This is a genomic window from Pseudomonas corni, assembly GCF_057128765.1.
Map to the genome: position 1 here is coordinate 18,287 of NZ_JBSKHW010000020.1, position 26,257 is coordinate 44,543.

Below are 26,257 nucleotides of genomic sequence, written 5' to 3' on the forward strand. Positions count from 1 at the left end.
TTAGCGGTCCACGTCAGCCATAACGAAGTCGATACTACCCAGGTACGCGATCAAGTCCGCGACCATGCTGCCTTTGATCACCGAAGGGATCTGTTGCAGATGCGGGAAGCTTGGGGTGCGGATCCGGGTACGGTAGCTCATGGTGCCGCCGTCGCTCGTCAGGTAATAACTGTTGATGCCCTTGGTCGCTTCGATCATCTGGAAGGATTCCTGGGCCGGCATGACCGGGCCCCACGAAACCTGCAGGAAGTGGGTGATCAGGGTCTCGATGTGCTGCAAGGTGCGCTCTTTTGGCGGCGGCGTGGTCAGCGGGTGATCCGCCTTGTACGGGCCTTCCGGCATGTTGCGCATGCACTGGTCGATGATTTTGATGCTCTGGCGCATCTCTTCGACGCGCACGATGCAACGGTCATAGGCATCGCCATTGACGGCCAGCGGCACTTCGAACTCGAAGTTCTCGTAGCCCGAGTACGGACGCGCTTTACGCAGATCGAAATCGCAACCGGTAGAACGCAGGCCGGCGCCAGTGACGCCCCATTCCAGCGCTTCCTTGGTGTTATAGGCAGCGACGCCGATGGTCCGACCTTTGAGGATGCTGTTGTCCAACGCAGCCTTCTGGTATTCGTCCAGACGTTTTGGCAACCACTCGACGAAGTCCTTGACCAGTTTTTCCCAGCCGCGCGGCAGGTCGTGGGCGACGCCGCCGATGCGATACCAGGCCGGGTGCAGACGGAAACCAGTGATGGCTTCGATCACCGTGTAGGCTTTTTGCCGGTCGGTGAAGGTGAAGAACACCGGAGTCATGGCGCCGACGTCCTGGATGTAAGTACCCAGGAACAGCAGGTGGCTGGTGATCCGGAAGAACTCGGCCATCATGATGCGGATGGTGTCGACCTTGTCCGGCACCTTGATGCCCGCCAGCTTCTCGACCGCCAACACGTACGGCAGGTTGTTCATCACCCCGCCGAGGTAATCGATACGGTCGGTGTAGGGAATGAAGCTGTGCCAGGACTGACGCTCGGCCATCTTCTCGGCACCACGGTGGTGGTAACCGACGTCCGGCACGCAGTCGACGATTTCTTCACCGTCCAGTTGCAGCACGATACGGAACGCACCGTGAGCCGAAGGGTGGTTCGGCCCCAGGTTGAGGAACATGTAGTCCTCGTTGGTGCCGGAGCGCTTCATGCCCCAGTCTTCCGGACGGAAGCGCGCGGCTTCTTCTTCCAGTTGCTGTTTGGCAAGCGTCAGGCTGTACGGATCGAATTCCGTGGCGCGGGCAGGGTAGTCCTTGCGCAGCGGGTGACCTTCCCAGGTCGGCGGCATCATGATGCGGCTCAGGTGCGGGTGACCGGCAAAGTCGATGCCGAACATGTCCCACACTTCACGCTCGTACCAGTTGGCGTTGGGCCAGATGCTGGTGATGGTTGGCACGCTGAGGTCGCCCTCGGACAGCGCCACTTTGATCATCACGTCGCTGTTCCGCTCAACCGACAGCAGGTGGTAGAACACGGTGAAATCGGCGCCCGGCAAACCGCGACGCTTGGTGCGCAGACGCTCATCGACGCCGTGCAGGTCATACAGCATCGAGTACGGCTTGGGCACGTTGCGCAGGAACGTCATGATTTCGAACAGCTTGGCGCGTTCTACCCAAAGCACCGGCATGCCAGTGCGGGTTTCCTGGGCGGTGAACGCCTCGGCGCCAAAACGGTTATGCAATTCAACGACGACATCTTGGTCGTCAGCCTTGTAAGGCGGGATGTACAGAGCACTGCCTGTAGTCATGGTTTTTTATCGCTTTGGGTCAACGTAACGAATGAAGCCAGGGACTCGTTTCTTTGTAAGGAACAGATCTGGATCAGACTTCGTCGGGGCTGCGCAGATTGGTGACTGCGATTCGCTGTTCGCGGCGCTGTTCCTTTTGCGACGGCATCTCGGCGCGGTAAACGCCTTGATCACCGACAACCCAGGAAAGAGGGCGACGTTCCTTGCCGATGGATTCCTGCAACAGCATCAAGCCTTGCAGAAACGCTTCGGGGCGGGGCGGGCAGCCGGGCACGTAGACATCCACGGGGAGGAATTTGTCCACACCCTGGACCACGGAATAGATGTCGTACATGCCACCAGAGTTGGCACACGAACCCATGGAGATGACCCATTTAGGTTCGAGCATTTGCTCGTAGAGACGCTGAATGATCGGCGCCATCTTGATGAAGCAGGTACCGGCGATAACCATGAAATCCGCCTGACGCGGCGATGCCCGGATAACCTCGGCGCCAAAGCGTGCGATGTCGTGGGGCGCCGTGAAGGCAGTGGTCATTTCCACGTAGCAGCACGAAAGGCCGAAGTTGTACGGCCACAGGGAGTTTTTGCGTCCCCAGTTGACCGCGCCGCTCAGCACGTCTTCAAGCTTGCCCATGTAAATGTTTTTGTGGACTTGGTCTTCTAACGGATCGGAAACGGTTTCCCGCTCGCCGATGGGGTATTGCTCGTTAGGAGCATCCGGGTCGATCCTGGTGAGATTGTATTGCATTGCCAAAGCCTCATTGTTTTAGCTTCGCTTGCCGGTTACGACGTCCTTCAGGCGCCCAGTCGAGAGCCCCCACACGCCATAGGTAGACAAGACCTGCCAACAGAATTGCTATGAAAACGAGAGCTTCGGCGAATCCGGTCCAGCCGCTTTCGCGGACGGACACAGACCAGGCAAAGAGAAAAAGGGCTTCAATGTCGAAAATCACGAAGAGCATCGCGACCAGATAGAATTTTGCGGAGAGACGCAGACGGGCGCCGCCAGTGGGCAGCATGCCGGATTCGAAAGGTTCGTTTTTGCTGCGCCCCCAGGCTTTCGAACCCAGGAGGCTGGAGAGGCCGAGCATGAAGGCGCAAAGGCCGACAACACCCAAAAGGAAAATGGCGAAGCCCCAGTTGTGGGCAATCAAACCTGTCGATTCGGGCATGCTGGCAGTCCTTATCAGAGAGCAAAGGTCTCTGTGCTTGAAAAAAGATTAGGCAGTGACGATATGTCGCAGTGAACCAATTCCGGGATTTTATGTGCAAACCGTAGGCAAGTAAATTTTCTGCATCAAATTTATTCGTAGGATTAATGAGATAGGTCACGCTTTTAGTGCTTAGGGCCATGGGCTGCGGGCATTACGACTGTTTCTGTTAATTATGTTTCACACAAACGGCAACAGGAAATCGACGGCTTAAATGATAATTAATATCATTTAACGGTTGTCAGGTTGTTTATGAAGGGCCTCTTCAAAAAAGTTAGCGGTGCAGCGCTAACCATAGCTTGGATAATTACGGCCGCTATTTAATCTTTGCCTGTCCGGTTACAAAAAACGAGGCGCAAAAAAAGGCCGCCTCTGAGGGCGGCCTTCTGCCGAGCGTTCCTGATGCTTAGTGGAACTGCTCTTCTTCGGTGGAGCCGGTCAGCGCGGTGACCGACGACTTACCACCCTGAATCACGGTGGTCACGTCGTCGAAGTAACCGGTGCCCACTTCCTGCTGGTGGGCCACGAAGGTGTAGCCCTTCGCCGCGTCAGCGAACTCTTGTTCCTGCAGCTTCACGTAGGCGGTCATGTCGTTGCGGGCGTAGTCGTGCGCCAGGTTGAACATGCTGTGCCACATGTTGTGGATGCCAGCCAGAGTGATGAATTGATGCTTGTAGCCCATCGCCGACAGTTCGCGCTGGAATTTGGCGATGGTCGCGTCGTCCAGGTTCTTCTTCCAGTTGAAAGAAGGCGAGCAGTTGTACGACAGCAACTGGTCCGGGTATTCCTTCTTGATCGCTTCGGCAAAGCGACGCGCTTCGTCCAGATCCGGCTTGGCGGTTTCGCACCAGATCAGATCGGCATACGGGGCGTAAGCCAGGCCGCGAGCGATTGCCTGATCCAGACCGGCACGCACTTTATAAAAGCCTTCTGCGGTACGAGTGCCGGTCACGAACGGTTGGTCATACGGGTCGCAATCAGAGGTCAGCAGATCGGCCGCGTTGGCATCGGTCCGCGCCAGGATGATGGTCGGAACGCCAGCAACGTCAGCTGCCAGGCGTGCTGCAACCAGCTTCTGCACGGCTTCCTGAGTCGGCACCAAGACCTTGCCACCCATGTGACCGCATTTTTTCACCGAAGCCAACTGGTCTTCGAAGTGCACGCCAGCGGCGCCTGCTTCGATCATGCTTTTCATCAGTTCGTAGGCGTTCAATACGCCGCCGAAACCGGCTTCTGCGTCAGCCACGATCGGCGCGAAGTAATCGATGTAGCCTTCATCGCCAGGGTTCTTGCCAGCTTTCCACTGGATCTGGTCGGCGCGGCGGAACGAGTTGTTGATGCGCTTGACCACGGTAGGTACCGAGTCAACCGGGTACAGCGACTGGTCCGGGTACATCGACTCTGCTGAGTTGTTGTCCGCCGCGACCTGCCAGCCAGACAAGTAAATCGCCTGAATGCCCGCTTTTACCTGCTGTACAGCCTGGCCGCCGGTGAGGGCGCCCATGCAGTTGACGAAATCCTTGTCTGGTCGGAAGGACGGCTTAGCGCCCTGCGTGACCAGATTCCAAAGTTTATCAGCGCCCAATTTTGCGAATGTGTGTTCAGGTTGAACCGAACCGCGCAGGCGGACGACGTCAGCAGCCGAATAAGTGCGAGTCACGCCTTTCCAGCGTGGATTCTCGGCCCAGTCTTTCTCGATGGCTGCAATTTGTTGTTCGCGTGTCTGTGCCATGGGGTAAACCTCGTCGCATAGGTCTTGGTGAGTCTTGAGGGAAAGCTCCTTGCTCCACCGCATGACGGCCGGTTTCGAAAAGCGCGTCAGCGGTTGCTCGCTGATCAGCGGGACATCAAGCCTGCATTGGACGCGATAGCGACAGGTGATCGAAGGGTTCAGGGGAGGGAAGAGTGCGGCAAAGAAGTGAGATGAAGCTGCATACCCTGGCTCGTGGATGCCGTGTAGTGCAGACCTCAAACTGTTTCACCAATCGACCAATAACGCTTCCGTCCCTCAGGACAACTTCGTTCCAGTCGCCATCTCATCAAACTGCCTTGTGGGCGATACAGACACGAACCGGCTCAAGTTGGGTGGGTTAGAGCATCGATCCGGAGGCTTTGTGCAAACCTCTGATTAGCGGGAGCGAGGCAATCATGCCTCGTCAATTTTGGTCCGTCAAACGTTTTGTAGTGCTTTTCTGCAGGCACTACATAATTAGTCTAATACGACTCATCAGTCAGTTTTGGTCCGTTTGGTGCTGGATTTGCGGGAACTGCGGCGCGGCATCATTAACGCTTCAAATCAACTGGCAACGCGTTTCTCCGGTGAACTCCGTACCTGTAGGAGTGCACGAGCAGCACGATGCCGCGATCGGCTGCTAAGCAGTCGTAACGATGGCGGATTCGCCAGTGTTGCCAGCGCTGCGCACTGGATCGCGACCCTCGTTACCTCGGATTGCTCCTACAGGGGATCGCGGCACGACCTATCTGCTGAGTAACTGCCAATCGCGTTGCCACACATGTGCAGGTATCCGCCGTACCTGTAGGAGCATACGAGCAGCGCGAGGCCGCGATCGGCTGCGAAGCAGTCGTAACGATCTTGGATTCGCCAGTGTTGCCAGCGCTGCGCACTGGATCGCGACCCTCGTTACCTCGGATTGCTGCTACAGGGGGTCGCGGCACGACCTATCCGCTGAGTAACTGCCAATCGCGTTACCACATTCGCAGGTGTCCGCCGTACCTGTAGGAGCGTACGAGCAGCGCGAGGCCGCGATCGGCTGCGAAGCAGTCGTAACGATGTTGGATTCGCCAGTGTTGCCAGCGCTGCGCACTGGATCGCGACCCTCGTTACCTCGGATTGCCTACAGGGGATCGCGGCACGACCTATCCGCTGAGTAACTGCCAATCGCGTTACCACACATGTGCAGGTGTCCGCCGTACCTGTAGGAGCGTACGAGCAGCGCGAGGCCGCGATCGGCTGCGAAGCAGTCGTAACGATCTTGGATTCGCCGACGTTGCCAGCGCTGCGCACTGGATCGCGACCCTCGTTACCTCGGATTGCTCCTACAGGGGATCGCGGCACGACCTATCTGCTGAGTACCGGCCAATCGCGTCACACATTTGCAGGTGTCCGCCGTACCTGTAGGAGCGTACGAGCAACACGAGCCCGCGATCGGCTGCGAAGCAGTCGTATCGATGTTGGATTCGCCGACGTTGCCAGCGCTGCGCACTGGATCGCGACCCTCGTTACCTCGGATTGCTGCTACAGGGGATCGCGGCACGACCTATCTGCTGAGTAACTGCCAATCGCGTTGCCACACATTCGCAGGTGTCCGCCGTACCCGTGGGAGCGTACGAGCAGCGCGAGGCCGCGATCGGCTGCGAAGCAGTCGTAAAAATCATTGGTGCAGTGATTTTCCCGGTGCTGTAATGAATCGCGGGCAAGCGCGCTCCTACAGATTCGATGCGAACCGAAGGGCGCTTTCAGTCGAGGCTATCGACCTTGACTCGCAACGTCATGTCATCGCGACCCTGGGTGGAATAGCGCCGAATCACGCCTTGCTCATCGGCGCGAGATTGATCGCTCGTCCCGGCCAGGGTGATCCACTCCCCCAGCCGGCCGCTGACTTGCGTGTCGGTGCTCTGCACCTTGATTGCGTCCGGTCGCTCCTGACTCATACGGTCGCGATTGGTACTGATGCTCAGGTGCACGATATCGCCGGTGACGCTGGCTGTGACGTAGAAACCCTGGGTGACGTTGCGGTATTGGGTGTTGCTCTGCGGATAACCATAAGCATCCGTCTGAGTGCTGGTGATCGGCACACTTTGTCCGACCTGAATCAGCGCGGGCGTACCTTCGTTGGCCTGAACTTGCTGTACGCCACCGTCACGGCTGGTAGAACCATAATTGATGATCCGCGTCTGGCTGCGCCCGCTGACTTGGCCATTCTGCCCGACTACCTGGCCGTTGACCGAGTAACCCGAATTATTCTGATTGCTACTGTCGCTGGTGTCCACGCTGATCAGCAAGCGTTTCGGCGCGGTGTCCAACTGCTCCACCAAGTCGCGAATTTCGTTGATTTTGCCGGGCTCCGCATTGATGACCAGCTTGTTGCCGTAGGCGCTGACGCTGCCCTCGCTCCCGAGCATTGATTTGACGGTGGGCAACAGATCATCGCTGGTGCGGTAGTTCAGCGGCACAACTTCGGTAGCAGCGGTGGCCGCAAAACTACACGCCAACAACAGGGAAGCGAGCAGGGGGCGTAACGACATATGTGTGATCTCCGCGATGGGGCGCAGCAAAGCGTTGAGTTTGACAGGGTGTCGGCCCCAACTGAGCCAAGTTGAATGGCACACGGCAAAACGCCCCGACAGTTCCAGCATAGTCAGCTGCAACCCGGGGCGTTCGGGGTCATGCAAGTCTCAACTTATTTCGAGTTGCGAACCATATCAACGTGGGGCAAACCCGCTTCAAGAAATTCGTCGCTGACAACGGTGAAGCCAAAGCGCTCGTAGAAGGCCGTGGCATACACCTGAGCACTGAGCTTCTGTTGCTTGAGGTCGCGCTGTTCGGCCTGTTCGATGGCCGCATTGAGCAAAGCGTCCCCGACATTCAGCCCGCGCCAGTCCTTGAGTACTGACAGGCGACCGATTTCACCGTCGGGCAGCAGACGCACAGTGCCGATAGGAAAATCGCCTTCGAACGCGAGAAAATGCTGTGCGCTGGCATCCTCTGCGTCCCACTCAAGTTCTGGCGGAATCGATTGTTCGGCAACGAACACGGCTTCGCGGATGCGCCGGATATCGGCATTGTTTTTGTGCCAATCGGCCTTGCGTACGCGGATGCTATTCATCGGCAAATCCCAGACTTCCTTGTTTGACCAGTTCGCAGATCAGATTGCGACCGTTTTCGTCCGCCAGCCATGGGCCGAGGTTATCGCTGTGCAGCGCATCGGCAGCGCAGATGAGCTTGAGCAGTTCACGCAGGCTACCCGGTAACAGTCGGCTCTGGCCGCTGGCGAACAGCAGCAGATCGTCGTCGACCTCGGACCATGCCAGGCGTGCGCTCGGGTTGCGAATCAGCACGGCGCCCTGTTCCAGGCTTTCCAGCAGTTCGGTTTCTTCCAGCTCCGGCCCGACCACCAGCTCGGGGTAACGCGGCTCGGTCATGAACTGGCCGAACCAGGTCAGCAGCAGGCGTTCATCGCTCATGTGTTCGGCGAGGAGGGCCTTGAGCCGATCCAGCGCATCATGCTGGATCTGATGCGGATCGCTGACCGGTTGCGCGTCGGCATCGGTGTAGCGTTCTTCATCCGGGATGAACTGGCTGAGGAAGTCTGTGAAATGGGTCAGCACTTCAGCGGCGCTCGGGGCGCGGAAGCCCACCGAGTAGGTCATGCAGTCATCAACCGCAACACCGCAATGGGCCAGACGCGGCGGCAGATACAGCATGTCTCCCGGCTCCAGCGTCCACTCTTCAGTGGCCTGGAAGTCGGACAGAATGCGCAGGTCAGCGTGTTCAAGCAGCGGCGTTTCACCGTCGCACATCTGACCGATCTGCCAATGGCGTTTGCCCTGGCCTTGCAGCAGGAACACGTCGTAGTTGTCGAAGTGAGGGCCGACACTGCCGCCTGGCGTGGCGAAGCTGATCATCACGTCATCGATGCGCCAGCTCGGCAAGAAACGGAAGTTTTCCAGCAGCTCACTGACTTCCGGTACGAATTGGTCAACGGCCTGCACCAGCAGGGTCCACTCGCGCTCCGGCAGTTTGCTGAATTCGTCTTCGGCAAACGGTCCGCGACGCAGCTCCCAAGGTCGCTCGCCGTTTTCGATGACCAGCCGCGACTCAACTTCTTCTTCCAGAGCAAGGCCAGCCAACTCGTCGGGATCGATCGGGTTCTGAAAGTCCGGAATTGCCTGGCGGATCAGCAGAGGTTTTTTCTGCCAGTAGTCACGCAGGAAAACGCGCGCACTGATGCCGCCAAGGAGCTGAAGAGGAATATCAGGATTCATGTGTAACCTATTGAAAAAATGTATTTTTCTGAATGAAATAAAAACGCCCGGCTCGGCCGGGCGTTCAGAGCGTAGGCGGTGCGATCAGATGCGCTTGGCCTGCGCCACGGCATTGCCGATGTAGTTGGCCGGGGTCAGCTTTTTCAGTTCGGCCTTGGCTGCAGCAGGCATCTCGAGGCCGTCGATGAAAGTTTGCAGCGCTTCAGGGCCGATACCCTTGCCGCGCGTCAACTCTTTCAGCTTCTCGTACGGGTTTTCGATGTTGTAGCGACGCATGACGGTCTGGATCGGCTCAGCCAGGACTTCCCAGCACGCGTCCAGATCGGCGGCGATCTTTTGCTCGTTGAGTTCCAGCTTGCTGATGCCTTTGAGGCTCGCTTCGTAGGCAATCACGCTGTGAGCGAAGCCCACACCCAGGTTGCGCAGTACGGTGGAGTCGGTCAGGTCACGCTGCCAGCGGGAGATAGGCAGCTTGCTCGCCAGATGCTGGAACAGCGCGTTGGCGATGCCCAGATTGCCTTCGGAGTTTTCGAAGTCGATCGGGTTGACCTTGTGCGGCATCGTCGAGGAACCGATTTCGCCGGCAATAGTGCGCTGCTTGAAATAGCCCAGGGAGATGTAGCCCCAGATGTCGCGGTCGAAGTCGATCAGGATTGTGTTGTAGCGCGCGATGGCATCGAACAGCTCGGCGATGTAGTCGTGCGGCTCGATCTGCGTGGTGTACGGGTTGAAACCCAGACCCAGCTCGTCTTCGATGAAAGCGCGGGCGTTGGCTTCCCAGTCGATGTCCGAATAAGCCGACAGGTGCGCGTTGTAGTTGCCGACGGCGCCGTTGATCTTGCCCAGCAGCGGAACCGCAGCGACCTGAGCGATCTGGCGTTCGAGACGGTAAACGACGTTCGCCAGCTCTTTACCCAGGGTGGTCGGGGAGGCAGGTTGGCCGTGGGTGCGCGACAGCATCGGCACGGCGGCGAAACGGATCGCCAGCTCGCGGATGGATTCAGCGATCTGACGCATCAGCGGCAGCAGCACGGTGTCGCGACCTTCGCGCAGCATCAGCGCGTGGGACAGGTTGTTGATGTCTTCACTGGTGCAGGCAAAGTGGATGAATTCGCTGACCTTGGCCAGCTCCGGCAGCTTGGCCGCCTGCTCCTTGAGCAGGTACTCGATCGCTTTCACGTCGTGGTTAGTGGTGCGTTCGATCTCTTTCACGCGCTCGGCGTGTTCGAGGGCGAAGTCATCGGCCAGCGCATTGAGGATCGCGTTGGCTTCGGCGGAAAAGGCCGGGACTTCAGGGATTTGTGGGTGAGCCGCCAGGCGTTGAAGCCAGCGAACCTCTACCAAGGCGCGAAAACGGATCAGGCCGTACTCGCTGAAAATAGGGCGCAGGGCCTGGGTTTTGCCGGCGTAGCGGCCGTCTACAGGGGAAACCGCAGTGAGCGAAGAAAGCTGCATAGGGTGTTCTCGGACAGTCGGGCAACGAAAAGGGGCGCGTATCATACATTAAAAATCCGCCGAGCCGACTTGGACTCGTCGCCGTAGATCGCGCAGTGCATGAAAATTGGAGGGTCGATGGCGTGACGAAAATCAACCGTGCATCAATGGGTACAGTTCTTTCAACAACTTGCGACGGCTGACGACCAGCTGCCAGCGATGACCGCCCACTTGTCGCCAAAGACGAGCGGAGCGAATACCGGCCAGTAACAGCGCGCGGATTTTCGATGCATTGTTGGGTTGCTGCAGGTTGCGCATGTCGCCGTGTACCTGAATCCGCTGGCGCAATGTACTAAGTGTGTCTTGATACAGCGCACCCGTGGCAGCAATCACGTTCTCATGAACGATACCAAAGTGTTCAACCTGGGATTTGATCTGCGGCAGGCGCTTGCCGATGACTTCCAGCATGTCGTCGCGCTTGGACAGTTGACGCTCTAGACCGAGCATCGATAGCGCGTAACGTAGCGGCTCGCGCTGCAAGGTGCCAGGGTCACGCTCCAGGGCGCTGGCAAGGGCGCGATAGCCTTCGCGCAGGTTCAGGTCGTCGCCGCCGTAGACTTCCAGCGTGTCCTTGGGGTCCAGCACCAACAGGCTGCCGAGCATACAGCCCACTTGGGCCTCGGCTGCCTGTCCTGTCTTGGCGATGCGATCCACCAGCACCGCGGCTTGAAACACGCCGCCCAATGCCACCAGTTGCTCCTGAAGCGGACTCATCAGTGCCCATCCTTGCTGTGCCAGGGTTCGGCAATTTCAATGACGCCGCCGCCCAGACAGATTTCGCCATCGTAGAAGACGACCGATTGGCCCGGCGTAACCGCGCGTTGCGGTTCGTCGAACGTGGCGCGATAACCGGTGGCGGTGCGTTCAAGCGTGCACTGCTGATCACCCTGGCGATAACGGACTTTTGCGGTCAGCCGGCGCGGAGTGGTCAGATCGATTTCATTGACCCAGTAGATTTCCGAGGCAAGCAGGGCGCGGGAGAACAGCCAAGGATGTTCATTACCCTGGCCGACGATCAGTTCGTTGTGCTCCAGGTCCTTGACCAGCACGTACCAAGGCTCGTCGCCTGCATCTTTCAATCCGCCGATGCCCAGACCCTGACGCTGGCCGATGGTGTGATACATGAGGCCTGCATGGCGGCCAATGACTTCACCTTCGGTGGTCTTGATCTCGCCGGGCTGGGCGGGCAGATACTGCTTGAGGAAGTCGGTAAAACGACGCTCACCGATGAAGCAGATGCCGGTGGAGTCTTTCTTCTTCGCAGTTGCCAGTTCGTATTTCTCGGCGATGGCGCGTACTTCTGGTTTTTCCAGCTCACCTACGGGGAACAGCGTCTTGGCGATCTGTTCGCCGCCGACTGCATGAAGGAAGTAGCTCTGGTCTTTGTTCGGGTCCAGGCCCTTGAGCAGTTCGGTACGGCCATCGATGTCACGGCGACGCACGTAGTGGCCGGTGGCGATCAGATCGGCACCGAGCATGAAGGCGTAATCGAGGAAGGCTTTGAACTTGATTTCGCGGTTACACAGGATGTCCGGATTAGGCGTACGGCCGGCCTTGTACTCTTCGAGGAAGTGCTCGAAGACGTTATCCCAGTATTCCGAGGCGAAATTGACAGTGTGCAGTTTGATGCCAATGCGGTCGCACACGGCTTGGGCGTCTGCCAGGTCGTCCATGGCGGTGCAGTATTCCGTTCCGTCGTCTTCTTCCCAGTTCTTCATGAACAGGCCTTCCACCTCGTAGCCCTGCTCCATGAGCAGGAGGGCGGAAACTGAAGAATCCACGCCGCCGGACATGCCGACAATGACGCGCTTCTTTTCTGTAGGGGAAAAGGCTGAATCAGACATAGGAGTTCATTGGGTGACTTGGAAAAGGACGCGATTCTAGCAGGGAGTCGGCGCCAAGGCGAAAAAGCTGTTCAGTCACGTATGACTTCCAGGCTGTGAATCGGGCCAGCAAGGTATTCGTCGATGCAGCGCAGCACCAGTTCGCTGCGCCAGCGGTCGGGTTGGCTGGCCAGTTCGTCGCGGGTCATCCAGGGCGCGCCCACGATGCCCGTGTCCAGTGCGCGGTCAACATGATGTTTGACGGCTTTGGCCGAGAAGCACACTCGTTGATAAGTGACGCCGTTGCTGGGGGCGGTGTACAGGTAAATGCCCACGACGCCTGTGAGTTCGACGTCCCAACCGGTTTCCTCCAGGGTTTCGCGGATAGCAGCGTCACGCAGGGTTTCGTCGGGGTCCAGATGACCGGCGGGTTGATTGAGCACCAGCTTGCCGTTTTTCTGTTCTTCAACGAACAGGAAGCGGCCGTTGTCTTCGACGATAGTGGCGACGGTGATGTGGGGTTTGAAATCCATATGGCAATCTCCTGAAAGCGGACAGGGGCGTTTTGTTGGAGCGAGGCTTGCCCGCGAAGCCAGCGGCGCGGTCAATCAGCTTCGCTACCTCATCGTTAGCTTCGCGGGCAAGTCGGGTTGCCGCCCACTCGCTCCAACATCAATAAAAACCCCGGCACTGGGCCGGGGCTTTTAGTTGCGTTTCAGGCAAGCCTTACTTGAGCGCGTCGATCGCGTCGTTCAGGGTTTTGCTTGGGCGCATGGCTTTGCTTGCCAGTTCTGGCGTGGCGAAGTAGTAACCGCCGATATCCAGTGGCTTGCCCTGTACCGAGTTCAACTCTTCGACGATAGTCGCTTCGTTGTCGGCCAGGGTTTTTGCCAGCTGAGTGAACTGCGCTTGCAGCGCGGTATCTTCGGTCTGCGCAGCCAGCGCCTGAGCCCAGTACATGGCCAGGTAGAAGTGGCTGCCGCGGTTGTCGATGCCGCCGACTTTGCGCGATGGCGACTTGTTGTTGTCCAGGAATTGGCCAGTGGCCTTGTCCAGGGCAGTCGCCAGCACTAGCGCTTTAGGGTTGTTGTAGATGGTGCCCAGGTGTTCCAGGGACGCTGCCAGTGCCAGGAACTCACCGAGCGAATCCCAGCGCAGGAAGTTTTCTTCAACCAGCTGCTGAACGTGCTTGGGTGCCGAACCGCCGGCGCCGGTTTCGAACAGACCGCCGCCATTCATCAGCGGAACGATCGACAGCATCTTGGCGCTGGTGCCCAGCTCCATGATCGGGAACAGGTCAGTCAGGTAGTCGCGAAGCACGTTACCGGTCACCGAAATGGTGTCTTTGCCAACGCGAATGCGCTCCAGAGAAACCTTCATCGCGTCGACTGGCGACTTGATGGTGATGTCCAGACCGCTGGTGTCGTGATCCTTCAGGTATTTTTCGACCTTGCTGATCATCACCGCATCGTGGGCGCGCTCAGGGTCCAGCCAGAAAATGGCCGGGGTGTTGCTGGCGCGGGCGCGGTTGACGGCGAGCTTGACCCAGTCCTGGATCGGCGCGTCTTTGGTCTGGCACATGCGCCAGATGTCACCGGCTTCAACAGCCTGTTCCATCAGGACAACACCTTTGTCGTCCGTGACGCGGACAACACCGTCGGTGTCGATCTGGAAGGTCTTGTTGTGCGAACCGTACTCTTCGGCTTTTTGCGCCATCAGGCCAACGTTTGGCACGCTGCCCATGGTGGTCGGATCGAAGGCGCCATTCTTTTTGCAGTCTTCGATAGCCGCTTGGTAGATGGTCGCGTAGCAGCGGTCCGGGATCACAGCTTTGGTGTCCTGCAGGACGCCGTCGGTGTTCCACATCTTGCCGGAATCACGAATCATCGCGGGCATCGAGGCGTCGACGATCACGTCGCTCGGTACGTGTAGATTGGTGATGCCTTTGTCCGAGTTGACCATGGCCAGAGGAGGGCGGGTCGCGTAGACAGCTTTCAGGTCTGCTTCGATCTCGGCTTGTTTGTCAGCCGGCAACGACTTGATGCGCGAGTACAGATCGCCAATGCCGTTGTTCAGGTTGAAGCCGATTTCTTTTAGTACATCGGCGTGCTTGTTCAGCGCGTCCTGATAGTACTCGGCGACGATTTCGCCGAACATGATCGGGTCGGAGACCTTCATCATGGTGGCTTTGAGGTGGACGGAGAACAGCACGCCCAGCTTCTTGGCGTCTTCGATCTCTTTGGCGATGAAAGAACGCAGGGCTTTCTTGCTCATGGTGGCGCAGTCGATCACTTCACCGGCCAGTACTGAAGTTTTTTCCTTCAGGACGGTGGTGGTGCCGTTCTTGCCGACCAGTTCGATCTTCACGGCGCCGTCTGCTGCGATCAGCGAGGATTTTTCGCTGCCGTAGAAGTCGCCGTTGTCCATGTGCGAGACGTGGGATTTGGAGTCTGCACTCCAGGCGCCCATCTTGTGCGGGTGCTTGCGAGCGTAGTTCTTCACCGAAAGCGGGGCGCGACGATCAGAGTTACCTTCGCGCAGCACCGGGTTCACGGCACTGCCTTTCACTTTGTCGTAGCCAGCCCTGGCAGCCTTGTCAGCGTCGGTGATCTCTTCGTCCGGGTAGTTCGGGACGTCGTAGCCTTTGTCCTGCAGCTCCTTGATCGCCGCTTTCAACTGCGGAACCGAGGCACTGATGTTCGGCAATTTGATGATGTTGGCTTCAGGCGTAGTCGCCAGTGCGCCAAGCTCTGCCAGATCGTCGGACACTTTCTTGTCACCCAGGCGCTCGGGGAAGCTGGCCAGAATACGGGCGGCGAGAGAGATGTCGCGGGTTTCGACAGAGATATCAGCAGACGAAGTAAAGGCTTCGATGATAGGCAGGAGTGAGTAGGTGGCGAGGGCAGGCGCTTCGTCGGTGAAGGTATAGATGATCTTCGAACGGTTGGGCATTTCGGGATAACTCTCTTCTTTGCTGAGCGTACACAAAATTTCGAGATGCGCAGGGTAGGCACTTTCGCCCAAGGTATCGATGAGCCGAAAGTCGAGAATTTCGTCGCGTGATATGGGATGTATCAGTCGAGCGTCAACAGGTTCTGTGGAGGGCTCAATGTCTCGTTCGAGATGGCTGGGCCCTCAATGACCCAGTGGTCACCGGCGGCAGTATACCACCGGTCCGGACCATTGATACGAGGGTAGTGTGACGGCCTGGCAGTTGCGGGGGTGCATTTTACGCCGTTGGTCGATCCTCATAAAGTCTCGAAATCTCGCTCAACCCACGCCGTCTGCGCCCTGCGGCAAGCTGTCGCAGTGGCGGGCCCGCGCTGTAGGACAAATGAATCTCAAGTCAGTTTTCGACTAAAGGCGCATGCGGTTTGCCGTCCACGTATGCCGACGTATAAATAAATCGGGCGAAAAAAAGCCGATCAGTCCGAGGTGTGAACTGACCGGCTTTTCAGGTCTCGCGCTTGAACGGTCCGGCTCAGGCGTGATCTCTTTGCTGCACTTGCGCGTGGGGCTCTTGGTTCAATGCCGGGGTGACCAATTCGGCTGCAGAAGCAATATCTACCGCATGCAACCCTTTAGGACCCTGGATAATGTCGAACTTTACCGGTTGGCCTGCCTTCAGCGTTTTGTAGCCGTCCATCTTGATAGCCGAGTAGTGGGCGAACAAATCCTCTGTCTTCCCGTCCTCGACGATGAACCCATAACCCTTGGCATTGTTGAACCATTTGACTTTACCGCTTGCCATAGTCACATCCCTCTGCAAAGGACTCCGTTGGGAGTATCATCCACCTCATCCGCCGGACCTAAAAAATTTTGGTTGACTGCGCGGACCCTTTTTACCCAATGTGGGTTCTATTGTTTGTAACACCGTTTAGCCGATAGTCAAGGTCACGCGGCGGTCCATTTGAAAACCGGTCAGACTGCGACGCACTATTTCAATTCGCCCCCTAACGAACCTTTCTTTCCATGCATGCAATCAGCAAGATTCGACTAACATTCAATCAGGATGATCCGCAGTCCCATGAGGATGAGGCGGCAGGCGTCGCGGTTCAGGATGCCAAGCCGATTTTGCAGGTGCCACCGATGTACAAGGTGGTTTTGTTCAACGACGATTACACGCCGATGGATTTCGTTGTTGAAGTCCTCGAGGTCTTTTTCAACCTGAATCGTGAGCTGGCGACCAAGGTCATGCTGGCCGTCCATACCGAGGGACGTGCAGTATGTGGATTGTTCACCCGCGACATCGCCGAGACCAAGGCAATGCAGGTGAACCAATACGCCAGGGAAAGCCAGCATCCGCTACTCTGTGAGATCGAGAAGGACGGTTAAACGCCGGACACTTGGGTATGAGGTGAAGCTATGTTAAACCGTGAGCTCGAAGTCACCCTCAATTTGGCTTTCAAGGAGGCCCGTTCCAAACGTCATGAATTCATGACCGTGGAACACCTTCTGCTGGCTCTATTGGACAACGAAGCTGCAGCCACCGTACTGCGTGCCTGCGGCGCAAACCTCGATAAACTCAAGCATGACCTGCAGGAGTTCATTGACTCCACCACACCGCTGATCCCCGTCCATGACGAGGATCGTGAGACCCAGCCAACCCTGGGCTTCCAGCGCGTCCTGCAACGAGCAGTCTTTCACGTACAAAGCTCCGGCAAGCGTGAAGTCACCGGCGCCAACGTACTTGTCGCAATTTTCAGTGAACAGGAAAGCCAGGCAGTGTTTCTGCTCAAACAGCAGAGCGTTGCCCGAATCGATGTGGTCAATTACATCGCTCATGGCATTTCCAAGGTGCCGGGTAACGGCGATCATTCTGAAGGTGAGCAAGATATGCAGGACGATGAGGGCGGTGAGTCTTCTTCTTCGGGCAATCCTCTGGATGCCTATGCAAGCAACCTGAATGAATTGGCCCGTCAAGGCCGCATCGACCCGTTGGTGGGCCGGGAGCTTGAAGTCGAGCGTGTCGCTCAGATTCTCGCCCGTCGCCGCAAGAACAACCCGCTGCTGGTAGGTGAAGCCGGCGTCGGTAAAACCGCCATCGCTGAAGGCCTGGCCAAGCGCATTGTCGACAATCAGGTCCCGGACCTGCTGATGAACAGCGTTGTGTATTCGCTGGACCTCGGCGCTTTGCTGGCGGGCACCAAATACCGCGGTGATTTTGAGAAGCGCTTCAAGGCGCTGCTCGGCGAGCTGAAAAAACGTCCACACGCCATCCTGTTCATCGATGAGATTCATACGATCATTGGTGCGGGCGCGGCGTCTGGCGGCGTAATGGACGCTTCCAACCTGCTCAAGCCGCTGTTGTCATCGGGCGATATTCGCTGCATTGGCTCTACCACGTTCCAGGAATTTCGCGGGATCTTCGAAAAAGACCGTGCACTGGCCCGTCGTTTCCAGAAAGTCGATGTGTCCGAGCCATCGGTTGAAGACACCATCAGCATTCTGCGTGGCCTGAAAGGGCGTTTCGAGCAGCATCACAACATCGAGTACAGCGACGAGGCACTGCGTGCGGCGGCTGAACTGGCTTCGCGCTACATCAATGACCGTCATATGCCTGACAAGGCTATCGACGTCATCGATGAGGCTGGTGCTTACCAACGTCTGCAGCCGGTCGAGAAGCGCGTCAAACGCATCGAAGTGCCGCAGGTCGAAGACATTGTCGCCAAGATTGCGCGGATTCCCCCGAAACACGTCAACAGTTCCGACAAAGAGCTGCTGCGTAACCTGGAGCGCGATCTCAAGCTCACGGTGTTTGGTCAGGACGCTGCAATCGATTCGCTGGCTACAGCTATCAAGCTGTCCCGTGCTGGCCTGAAGTCTCCGGACAAGCCAGTCGGTTCGTTCCTGTTCGCAGGGCCTACCGGTGTCGGTAAAACGGAAGCCGCTCGTCAGTTGGCCAAAGCGCTGGGTGTCGAGCTGTTGCGCTTTGACATGTCCGAATACATGGAGCGTCATACCGTGTCGCGCCTGATCGGTGCGCCACCAGGCTATGTCGGTTTCGATCAGGGCGGACTGTTGACTGAAGCGATCACCAAGCAGCCGCATTGCGTGCTGCTGCTCGATGAGATCGAAAAGGCTCACCCGGAAGTCTTCAACCTGCTGCTGCAGGTCATGGATCACGGTACGCTGACCGACAACAACGGGCGCAAAGCGGATTTCCGTAATGTCATCGTGATCATGACCACCAACGCCGGTGCTGAAACGGCCGCGCGTGCTTCGATCGGTTTCACCCATCAGGATCACTCCTCTGATGCGATGGAAGTGATCAAGAAGAGCTTCACGCCGGAATTCCGGAACCGTCTGGACACCATTATCCAGTTTGGTCGCCTCAGCCATGAGGTCATCAAAAGCGTGGTGGACAAGTTCCTCACCGAGCTTCAGGCGCAACTGGAAGACAAGCGTGTGCTGCTGGAAGTGACCGATGCTGCTCGCGGATGGCTGGCAGAAGGTGGCTACGATGCGCAAATGGGCGCTCGTCCGATGGCGCGTCTGATTCAGGACAAGATCAAGCGTCCGCTGGCGGAAGAAATCCTCTTCGGTGAATTGGCCGAGCATGGCGGTGTTGTACACATCGACCTGAAAGACGGCGAAATCACCTTTGATTTCGAGACCACGGCTGAGCTTGCCTGAAGCTTCACGTCAATAAAGCAAAAGGCGCCGATTGGCGCCTTTTTGCTTTGTACCGATTCTTCAAAGCACCCAATTGCTGTAGGAGCGCGCTTGCCCGCGATAGCGTTTCATCAGCCAACTGAAATGTTTCAGGCAAGTCACAATCGCGGGCAAGCGCGCTCCTACAGACCATCAATTCGCGCGCACACAAAAACGCCCGGCAGATGCCGGGCGTTTTTGTTAAGACCTGCTTAACGGGCGCGGTATGTGATGCGCCCTTTGCTCAAGTCGTAGGGCGTCAGCTCAACACGCACCTTGTCACCGGTAAGAATACGAATGTAGTTCTTGCGCATCTTGCCGGAGATATGCGCGGTTACGACGTGCCCATTTTCCAACTCCACACGAAACATGGTGTTGGGCAGGGTGTCGACGACAGTGCCTTCCATTTCGAAGCTGTCTTCTTTCGACATGCAGTAAAGCCCTCGGTATCCAATGAATGGCCCGGTGCAACTGGCAGCCAGGCAAAAGCGGGCTGCATTGTGCCCGAAAACTGAGGTTTTAGCCAAGGGCTTAGTAAAGAGTGACCCATCTTTGGTTAGTTAACAGCTCGATAGGCCGATATTGCGTCTTGTAATTCATCTTTTTGCAGTTCTTTATCCAGTACCCCAGATAGACCGCATGCAGTTCCATTCGGGCCGCTTCGGCGATCTGCCAGAGAATCGCGTAACGTCCCAGGCTACGGCGCTCTTCGGTCGGTTCATAAAAGGTGTAAACCGCCGACAGGCCGTTAGGCAGAAGGTCCGTGACGGCCACTGCAAGCAACCGTCCCTCGGCACGAAACTCGTAAAAGCGAGAAAACGGCAGATCACGCACCAGAAACGTCGAAAATTGGTCTCGGCTGGGCGGAAACATATCGCCATCGGCATGCCGCTGTTCGATGTAGCGCTTGTAGAGGTCGAAATACTCTTCACTGAAATGCGGCTTGGTGCTGATGACTTCCAGATCCGCGTTGCGTTTGAAGATACGTTTCTGCTGACGATCCGGCTCGAACAACCCGACCGGAATCCGCGCGGGAACGCACGCACTGCAATTCTGGCAATGGGGGCGATACAAATGATCGCCACTGCGACGGAATCCCATATCTGAAAGGTCGGCGTAGACCTGCACGTCCATGGGCTGGCTGGGGTCGAGGAACAGCGTGGTCGCCTGCTCGTCAGGCAAGTAGCTGCAGGAATGGGGTTGAGTGGCATAAAACTTAAGCCGCGCCAGCTCTGTCATGATCAACCCTCGAGAAAAAAGCTTTGGTAAGAGTGTATGTCAGGCGAGTCAAACTCGCCTAGGCAGCCAGTCGGCACAATTGCCCTGATCAAGGTGTTGGCGCAGGTAATCGGCGAACGTAGCGCGAGGGATCGAGCGCGCGCCCAGGCTTTGCAGGTGGTGAGTCGGCATCTGGCAATCAATGAGGACAAAACCCCACGCCTTGAGATGCGCGACCAACGTTGCAAAACCGACCTTGGACGCATTGTCGGCGCGGCTGAACATGGACTCGCCAAAAAACAGCTGCCCCATCGCCAGACCGTACAACCCTCCGACCAACTCCTCGCCATCCCAGACTTCTACACTGTGAGCCAGGCCCCGCTGATGCAGTTGCAGGTAGGCCGCCTGCATCGAGTCTGTAATCCATGTCCCGTCAGCGTAACTGCGCGGGGCGGCGCAGGCCTGAATCACCGCAGCGAAGTCCCGATCGAAGGTCACTTGATAGCGCTGTTGGCGCAGCAATTTGCCCAGGCTCCTGGAAACATGCAGTTCATCGGGCAATAAGACCGTGCGCGGGTCTGGCGACCACCAGAGAATCGGCTGACCTTCCTGAAACCACGGAAAGCAGCCGTGACGATAGGCTTGGATCAGCCTGTCAGGCGACAGATCGCCTCCGGCGGCAAGCAGTCCGTTGGGTTCGCGCATGGCCTTCGCGAGCGGCGGGAATTCGAGGTTATTGCGTTGTAACCAAGTCAGCATGGCATCCAGACTTTGCGAGAGGGGAGGGCGGTTGACGCCGGTTTGCAACTCCGTGCCGGGAACGTGGTCACACGCGGTTGTCCGGTGATGCAAATGATGGCAATTATGTGTCAATACAGCGTTACATCGCGTGTGCTCAAGTTGCATTCGTCGTTCAGTTGCTTAACCTTGATATAAACCCGTCATAAGCCTTTGTCAGCAAAGAGAATGCATGCTCAAATTGCCCGGTCCCGCCAGTGCTTGAACATCTGTGTAGTGCAAGCGAGACTAACGTGGCACGCGGCGTGCAAATCCGTACAATGTGCGACGTTGTTTAACCTCATTCCAAGTCACCTGTCGAGCGCGGGTTCAACATTGTTGTCCTCTCGCGGCTGGCCCGGATCGGTCAGTGTTATTTCGTCAATGCCGTCGTTCATAGTCAATCATCAGATGTTCGCGCTAGCGCGCAGGAATTGAAGCGTTTTGAAGAAATCCACCGCAGCACCCAGTCCCGTTCCGCTTTGGCGGCAGCATTTGCACTACCGGCTCAAGGAAGGTGCGCTGATCGCTTTTGGCGCTCTGTGTCTGTACCTGATGATGGCCCTGTTGACCTACGATCAGGGTGATCCTGGCTGGAGTCACACCAGCAGCTCCCTCCAGGTACAAAACGCCGCTGGCCGCGCTGGCGCATTTTCCGCCGACATTTTGTTCATGGTGCTCGGCTATTTCGCCTACATCTTCCCGTTGCTCCTGGCCGTAAAGGCCTATCAGGTGTTCCGTCAGCGCCACGAGCCTTGGCAGTGGAGCGGCTGGCTGTTCTCCTGGCGCATGATCGGTCTGGTATTTCTGATCCTTTCCGGCGCCGCGCTGGCTCATATCCATTTTCATTCTGCGGCCGGTCTGCCGGGTTCTGCGGGCGGCGTCCTGGGCGAAGTGCTTGGGGATCTGGCCAAGCGCGCACTGAATATTCAGGGCAGCACGCTGTTGTTTATCGCGCTCTTCCTGTTTGGTCTGACCGTGTTCACTGACCTGTCGTGGTTCAAGGTCATGGACACCACGGGCAAGATCACTCTGGACCTGTTCGAGCTGTTCTCCGGTGCGATGAGCCGCTGGTGGAGCGCGCGCACCGAGCGCAAGCAAATGGTGGCGCAGTTGCGCGAGGTCGATGCGCGAGTCGATGAAGTCGTCGCGCCGATCGCCCCGGATCGTCGCGAGCAGGCAAAAGCCAAGGAGCGTTTGATCGAGCGCGAGCAGGCATTGACTCAGCACATGAGCGAGCGTGCCAAGCACGTTCCCGCAGTCATCGCCCCTGCACCGGCCAAAGCGCCGGAGCCAAGTAAGCGTGTGCAGAAGGAAAAACAGGCGCCGTTGTTCGTCGACAGCGCTGTCGAAGGCACCTTGCCGCCAATTTCGATTCTTGATCCGGCGGAAAAGAAACAGCTCAATTATTCCCCCGAGTCCCTGGCTGCAGTCGGGCACCTGCTGGAAATCAAGCTCAAGGAATTCGGCGTCGAAGTTTCTGTGGATTCCATCCATCCCGGCCCGGTCATTACCCGTTACGAGATTCAGCCGGCAGCGGGCGTAAAGGTCAGCCGCATTTCCAACCTGGCAAAAGATCTGGCGCGTTCGCTCGCCGTTACCAGCGTGCGTGTGGTTGAAGTCATTCCTGGTAAAACCACAGTTGGCATTGAAATCCCCAACGAAGACCGGCAGATCGTGCGCTTTTCCGAGGTCCTTTCGACACCGGAATACGACGACGCCAAATCCCCGGTCACCCTGGCGCTGGGTCATGACATTGGCGGCAAGCCGGTCATTACCGATCTCGCGAAAATGCCGCACCTGCTGGTGGCCGGTACAACCGGTTCCGGTAAGTCGGTGGGCGTGAACGCGATGATCCTGTCGATCCTGTTCAAGTCCGGGCCGGACGACGCCAAACTGATCATGATCGACCCGAAAATGCTTGAGCTGTCGATCTACGAAGGCATTCCGCACTTGCTGTGCCCCGTAGTGACTGACATGAAGGACGCGGCCAATGCGCTGCGTTGGTCCGTGGCCGAAATGGAACGTCGCTATAAACTGATGGCGAAAATGGGCGTGCGTAACCTGTCCGGCTTCAACCAGAAGGTCAAGGATGCCCAGGATGCTGGAACGCCGCTGGTTGATCCGTTGTACAAACGCGAAAGCATTCACGACGAAGCCCCGCTGCTGGTGAAATTACCGACCATCGTCGTTGTGGTCGATGAGTTTGCCGACATGATGATGATCGTCGGCAAGAAGGTAGAAGAACTGATCGCGCGTATCGCCCAGAAGGCCCGTGCTGCCGGTATCCACCTGATCCTCGCGACCCAGCGTCCGTCGGTAGACGTGATTACCGGTCTGATCAAGGCAAACATCCCGACGCGAATGGCGTTCCAGGTGTCCAGCAAGATCGACTCGCGGACCATCATTGACCAGGGCGGCGCTGAACAATTGCTGGGCCACGGTGACATGCTTTACATGCCGCCGGGCACCAGCCTGCCAATTCGGGTTCACGGCGCGTTTGTTTCCGATGACGAAGTCCACCGTGTAGTAGAAGCCTGGAAGCTGCGCGGCACGCCGGATTACAACGAAGACATTCTGGCGGGCGTTGAAGAGCCTGGCAGCGGCTTCGATGGCGGCAGCGGCGGTGGCGACGGCGAGGACAGCGAAAGCGATGCGCTGTACGACGAGGCGGTCAAATTCGTCCTCGAAAGTCGTCGTGCCTCCATCTCGGCGGTACAGCGCAAGCTGAAGATCGGCTACAACCGCGCCGCGCGCATGATTGAAGCGATGGAGATGGCGGGGGTCGTGACGTCTATGAACACCAACGGCTCGCGTGAAGTTATCGCCCCAGCCCCGATGCGCGACTGATTGTCGGCGTCGCGTCCTATTGACCTGACGATGCATAGCGCATCGTCAGCCTTGAACTGAATCAAAGAGGACTCCCATGCGCCTTATCCGCATGTTGTTGGTATCTGCTCTAGCCTTCTCCGCTGTCTCGGCCCACGCCGACAGCAAAGACGTTGCACGCCTGACGCAATTGCTCGAAACCTCCAAAACCCTGACCGGACGCTTTTCCCAGCTGACCCTCGATGGCGGCGGCACGCAACTGCAGGAAACCTCCGGTGAGATGACCTTGCAGCGCCCTGGCCTTTTCAACTGGCACACCGACGCGCCGCAAGAGCAACTGATGGTCTCGGACGGCAAGAAAGTGTCGCTGTGGGACCCGGACCTGGAGCAGGTCACGATCAAGACACTGGACCAGCGTTTGACCCAGACTCCGGCGCTGCTGCTGTCCGGTGACGTGTCCAAGATCAACGAGAGTTTCGACATCACTGCCAAGGAAGCCGGTGACGTGATTGATTTTGTGCTCAAGCCAAAATCCAAGGACACGCTGTTCGACAGCTTGCGCCTGTCATTCCGCAACGGCCTGATCAACGACATGCAACTGGTCGACAGCGTCGGACAGCGCACCAACATCCTGTTTACCGGCGTCAAGGCGAACGAGCCTGTGGCCGCGAGCAAATTCCAGTTCCAGATCCCGAAGGGCGCTGACGTCATTCAGGAATAAGAGGCTCGACGTACATCAATGGACCTGTTCAGCAGTGAACCGATCGCTCAACCCTTGGCCGCACGCTTGCGCGCGACCAATCTGGATGAGTACGTCGGTCAGCAGCACTTGCTCGCTCACGGCAAACCTCTGCGTGAGGCGCTGGAGCAAGGCGTGCTGCATTCGATGATTTTCTGGGGGCCGCCGGGCGTGGGTAAAACCACGTTGGCGCGGCTCCTGGCGAAGGTCTCGGACGCTCACTTTGAAACAGTGTCGGCGGTGCTGGCAGGGGTCAAAGAGATCCGCCAGGCCGTCGAAACCGCCAAGCAGCAGGCCGGACAGTACGGTCGCCGCACTATCCTGTTCGTCGATGAAGTGCACCGCTTCAACAAGTCGCAGCAAGACGCTTTCCTGCCGTACGTTGAGGACGGCACGCTGATTTTCATTGGCGCAACCACCGAAAACCCCTCGTTCGAGCTGAATAACGCGTTGCTGTCCCGGGCCCGTGTCTACGTGCTCAAGAGTCTCGATGAAGTCGCACTGCGCAAGCTGGTTGATCGTGCCCTGACCGAGGAGCGCGGCCTGGGCAAGCACCACCTGAGCCTGGGTGATGAGGGCTTCAAGATCCTGTTGGCCGCCGCCGATGGCGATGGCCGCCGCTTGCTCAATCTGCTGGAAAACGCTTCCGATCTGGCCGAGGACAACAGCGAGATCGACGTCGAGCTGCTGCAAAGCCTGCTGGGCGACAGTCGTCGGCGTTTCGATAAGGGTGGCGAAGCGTTCTACGATCAGATTTCCGCGCTGCACAAATCCATTCGCGGTTCCAATCCCGACGCTGCGTTGTACTGGTTCGCGCGGATGATCGATGGGGGCTGCGATCCGCTGTATCTGGCCCGCCGCGTGGTGCGCATGGCCAGTGAAGACATCGGCAATGCCGACCCCCGCGCGCTGCCCCTGTGCATGTCTGCGTGGGATGTACAGGAACGCCTTGGCAGCCCGGAAGGTGAGTTGGCTGTTGCGCAGGCAATCGTTTATCTGGCTTGCGCGCCGAAAAGCAATGCGGTGTACATGGGCTTCAAGATGGCGATGCGCGAAGCCACCGAGCATGGCTCGCTTGAAGTTCCCCTGCACCTGCGCAATGCGCCAACCAAACTGATGAAACAACTGGGCTACGGTGAAGAATATCGTTATGCCCACGATGAACCCGATGCCTACGCAGCCGGCGAAGACTATTTCCCGGACGAACTGGAGCCGCAGCACTATTACCAGCCGGTGCCCCGTGGCCTTGAATTGAAGATCGGCGAAAAGCTCAAACATCTGGCGGCGCTCGACAGCGCAAGCCCTCGCAAGCGGAGAAAGTAGTGATCCCATTGATTGTTGCTGTGTCTGTCGGCGGCGTGGCGGGCACGTTGTTGCGTTTCGCCACAGGTAATCTGGTTGCGGCAAACTGGCCGCGCTACTTCTATACCGCCACGCTGGCCGTTAATATCGTGGGCTGTCTGTTGATCGGTGTGCTTTACGGGTTATTTCTGATTCGCCCGGAAGTGCCGATCGAGATTCGCGCAGGATTGATGGTGGGCTTTCTAGGCGGTCTGACGACGTTTTCTTCCTTTTCACTGGACACGATTCGTCTGCTGGAAAGCGGTCAGGCACCCCTGGCCATTGGCTACGCGCTGATCAGCGTATTGGGCGGGCTGCTCGCGACATGGGCTGGCCTGTCCATGACCCGAATTTAATAAACGTTTAATCAACGAGAGAACGAT

General features: G+C 57.7%; 22 protein-coding genes. 6 read left to right on the forward strand and 16 right to left on the reverse strand.

Annotation, left to right across the window (positions count from 1 at the left end; translation table 11 throughout):
- The 13 genes from nuoC to cspD form a co-directional block, all read right to left on the reverse strand.
- The gene (nuoC, locus tag ACWKV9_RS24655) at window positions 1-1,782 is read right to left on the reverse strand and encodes an NADH-quinone oxidoreductase subunit C/D (protein ID WP_483838720.1); all 1,782 of its coding nucleotides are present in this window, start codon (window positions 1,780-1,782) and stop codon (window positions 1-3) included.
- Between the two features lie 73 nt (window positions 1,783-1,855).
- Entirely contained in the window at window positions 1,856-2,530 is a 675-nt protein-coding gene (locus ACWKV9_RS24660; protein WP_003174719.1) for a NuoB/complex I 20 kDa subunit family protein, read from the reverse strand.
- A 10-nt stretch (window positions 2,531-2,540) separates the two neighbouring features.
- Window positions 2,541-2,954: an NADH-quinone oxidoreductase subunit A gene (locus tag ACWKV9_RS24665; protein ID WP_268796984.1), complete on the reverse strand. Its 414-nt coding sequence runs from the start codon at window positions 2,952-2,954 to the stop codon at window positions 2,541-2,543.
- Between the two features lie 445 nt (window positions 2,955-3,399).
- On the reverse strand, window positions 3,400-4,725 hold the full coding sequence (gene aceA / locus ACWKV9_RS24670) for an isocitrate lyase (protein WP_483838721.1): 1,326 nt from the start codon (window positions 4,723-4,725) through the stop codon (window positions 3,400-3,402).
- 1,745 nt (window positions 4,726-6,470) lie between these two features.
- Entirely contained in the window at window positions 6,471-7,259 is a 789-nt protein-coding gene (locus ACWKV9_RS24675; RefSeq protein ID WP_483838722.1) for a secretin N-terminal domain-containing protein, read from the reverse strand.
- A gap of 155 nt (window positions 7,260-7,414) precedes the next feature.
- The gene (locus tag ACWKV9_RS24680) at window positions 7,415-7,840 is read right to left on the reverse strand and encodes a GNAT family N-acetyltransferase (protein WP_483838723.1); all 426 of its coding nucleotides are present in this window, start codon (window positions 7,838-7,840) and stop codon (window positions 7,415-7,417) included.
- A complete protein-coding gene (locus ACWKV9_RS24685) occupies window positions 7,833-8,999 on the reverse strand; it encodes a ribosomal protein uL16 3-hydroxylase (RefSeq protein ID WP_483838724.1) in 1,167 nt (388 codons plus the stop codon). The genes ACWKV9_RS24680 and ACWKV9_RS24685 overlap by 8 nt, the downstream gene beginning before the upstream one ends.
- 84 nt (window positions 9,000-9,083) lie before the next feature.
- A complete protein-coding gene (gene purB / locus ACWKV9_RS24690) occupies window positions 9,084-10,454 on the reverse strand; it encodes an adenylosuccinate lyase (protein ID WP_483838725.1) in 1,371 nt (456 codons plus the stop codon).
- 132 nt (window positions 10,455-10,586) lie between these two features.
- The gene (gene hflD, locus ACWKV9_RS24695) at window positions 10,587-11,207 is read right to left on the reverse strand and encodes a high frequency lysogenization protein HflD (protein ID WP_483838726.1); all 621 of its coding nucleotides are present in this window, start codon (window positions 11,205-11,207) and stop codon (window positions 10,587-10,589) included.
- Window positions 11,207-12,337 (reverse strand): tRNA 2-thiouridine(34) synthase MnmA, encoded by a 1,131-nt coding sequence (gene mnmA / locus ACWKV9_RS24700; protein ID WP_483838727.1) that lies wholly within the window; start codon window positions 12,335-12,337, stop codon window positions 11,207-11,209. Before mnmA ends, hflD begins: the two co-directional genes overlap by 1 nt.
- 71 nt (window positions 12,338-12,408) lie before the next feature.
- Window positions 12,409-12,849: an NUDIX hydrolase gene (locus ACWKV9_RS24705; protein ID WP_483838728.1), complete on the reverse strand. Its 441-nt coding sequence runs from the start codon at window positions 12,847-12,849 to the stop codon at window positions 12,409-12,411.
- A gap of 193 nt (window positions 12,850-13,042) precedes the next feature.
- Complete coding sequence (locus ACWKV9_RS24710) at window positions 13,043-15,268, reverse strand: NADP-dependent isocitrate dehydrogenase (RefSeq protein ID WP_483838729.1); 2,226 nt, start codon at window positions 15,266-15,268, stop codon at window positions 13,043-13,045.
- 529 nt (window positions 15,269-15,797) lie between these two features.
- Window positions 15,798-16,067, reverse strand: coding sequence for a cold shock domain-containing protein CspD (cspD, locus tag ACWKV9_RS24715; RefSeq protein WP_483838730.1), 270 nt, complete (start codon window positions 16,065-16,067; stop codon window positions 15,798-15,800).
- A 221-nt stretch (window positions 16,068-16,288) separates the two neighbouring features.
- Between cspD and clpS the strand changes: the two genes are divergently transcribed.
- The gene (gene clpS / locus ACWKV9_RS24720) at window positions 16,289-16,651 is read left to right on the forward strand and encodes an ATP-dependent Clp protease adapter ClpS (RefSeq protein WP_483838731.1); all 363 of its coding nucleotides are present in this window, start codon (window positions 16,289-16,291) and stop codon (window positions 16,649-16,651) included.
- A gap of 30 nt (window positions 16,652-16,681) precedes the next feature.
- The gene (gene clpA / locus ACWKV9_RS24725) at window positions 16,682-18,952 is read left to right on the forward strand and encodes an ATP-dependent Clp protease ATP-binding subunit ClpA (RefSeq protein WP_483838732.1); all 2,271 of its coding nucleotides are present in this window, start codon (window positions 16,682-16,684) and stop codon (window positions 18,950-18,952) included.
- Window positions 18,953-19,182: 230 nt separating this feature from the next.
- Here clpA and infA read toward each other — a convergent pair whose 3' ends face one another.
- The 3 genes from infA to aat form a co-directional block, all read right to left on the reverse strand.
- Window positions 19,183-19,401 carry a translation initiation factor IF-1 gene (infA, locus tag ACWKV9_RS24730; RefSeq protein ID WP_002553999.1) on the reverse strand — a complete coding sequence of 73 codons (219 nt, stop codon included), beginning with the start codon at window positions 19,399-19,401 and terminating at the stop codon, window positions 19,183-19,185.
- A gap of 100 nt (window positions 19,402-19,501) precedes the next feature.
- Window positions 19,502-20,209, reverse strand: coding sequence for an arginyltransferase (locus ACWKV9_RS24735; protein WP_483838733.1), 708 nt, complete (start codon window positions 20,207-20,209; stop codon window positions 19,502-19,504).
- A 48-nt stretch (window positions 20,210-20,257) separates the two neighbouring features.
- On the reverse strand, window positions 20,258-20,947 hold the full coding sequence (gene aat, locus ACWKV9_RS24740; RefSeq protein ID WP_483838734.1) for a leucyl/phenylalanyl-tRNA--protein transferase: 690 nt from the start codon (window positions 20,945-20,947) through the stop codon (window positions 20,258-20,260).
- A 462-nt stretch (window positions 20,948-21,409) separates the two neighbouring features.
- On the opposite strand from aat, the gene ftsK reads away from it, so the two are divergent.
- From ftsK to crcB, 4 genes are all read left to right on the forward strand, one after another.
- Entirely contained in the window at window positions 21,410-23,815 is a 2,406-nt protein-coding gene (ftsK, locus tag ACWKV9_RS24745; RefSeq protein WP_483838735.1) for a DNA translocase FtsK, read from the forward strand.
- Window positions 23,816-23,891: 76 nt separating this feature from the next.
- A complete protein-coding gene (gene lolA / locus ACWKV9_RS24750) occupies window positions 23,892-24,515 on the forward strand; it encodes an outer membrane lipoprotein periplasmic chaperone LolA (protein WP_483838736.1) in 624 nt (207 codons plus the stop codon).
- Between the two features lie 18 nt (window positions 24,516-24,533).
- Window positions 24,534-25,856, forward strand: coding sequence for a replication-associated recombination protein A (locus ACWKV9_RS24755; protein ID WP_483838737.1), 1,323 nt, complete (start codon window positions 24,534-24,536; stop codon window positions 25,854-25,856).
- A complete protein-coding gene (crcB, locus tag ACWKV9_RS24760; protein ID WP_483838738.1) occupies window positions 25,856-26,230 on the forward strand; it encodes a fluoride efflux transporter CrcB in 375 nt (124 codons plus the stop codon). The genes ACWKV9_RS24755 and crcB overlap by 1 nt, the downstream gene beginning before the upstream one ends.
- The last annotated feature ends 27 nt before the right edge of the window (window positions 26,231-26,257 follow it).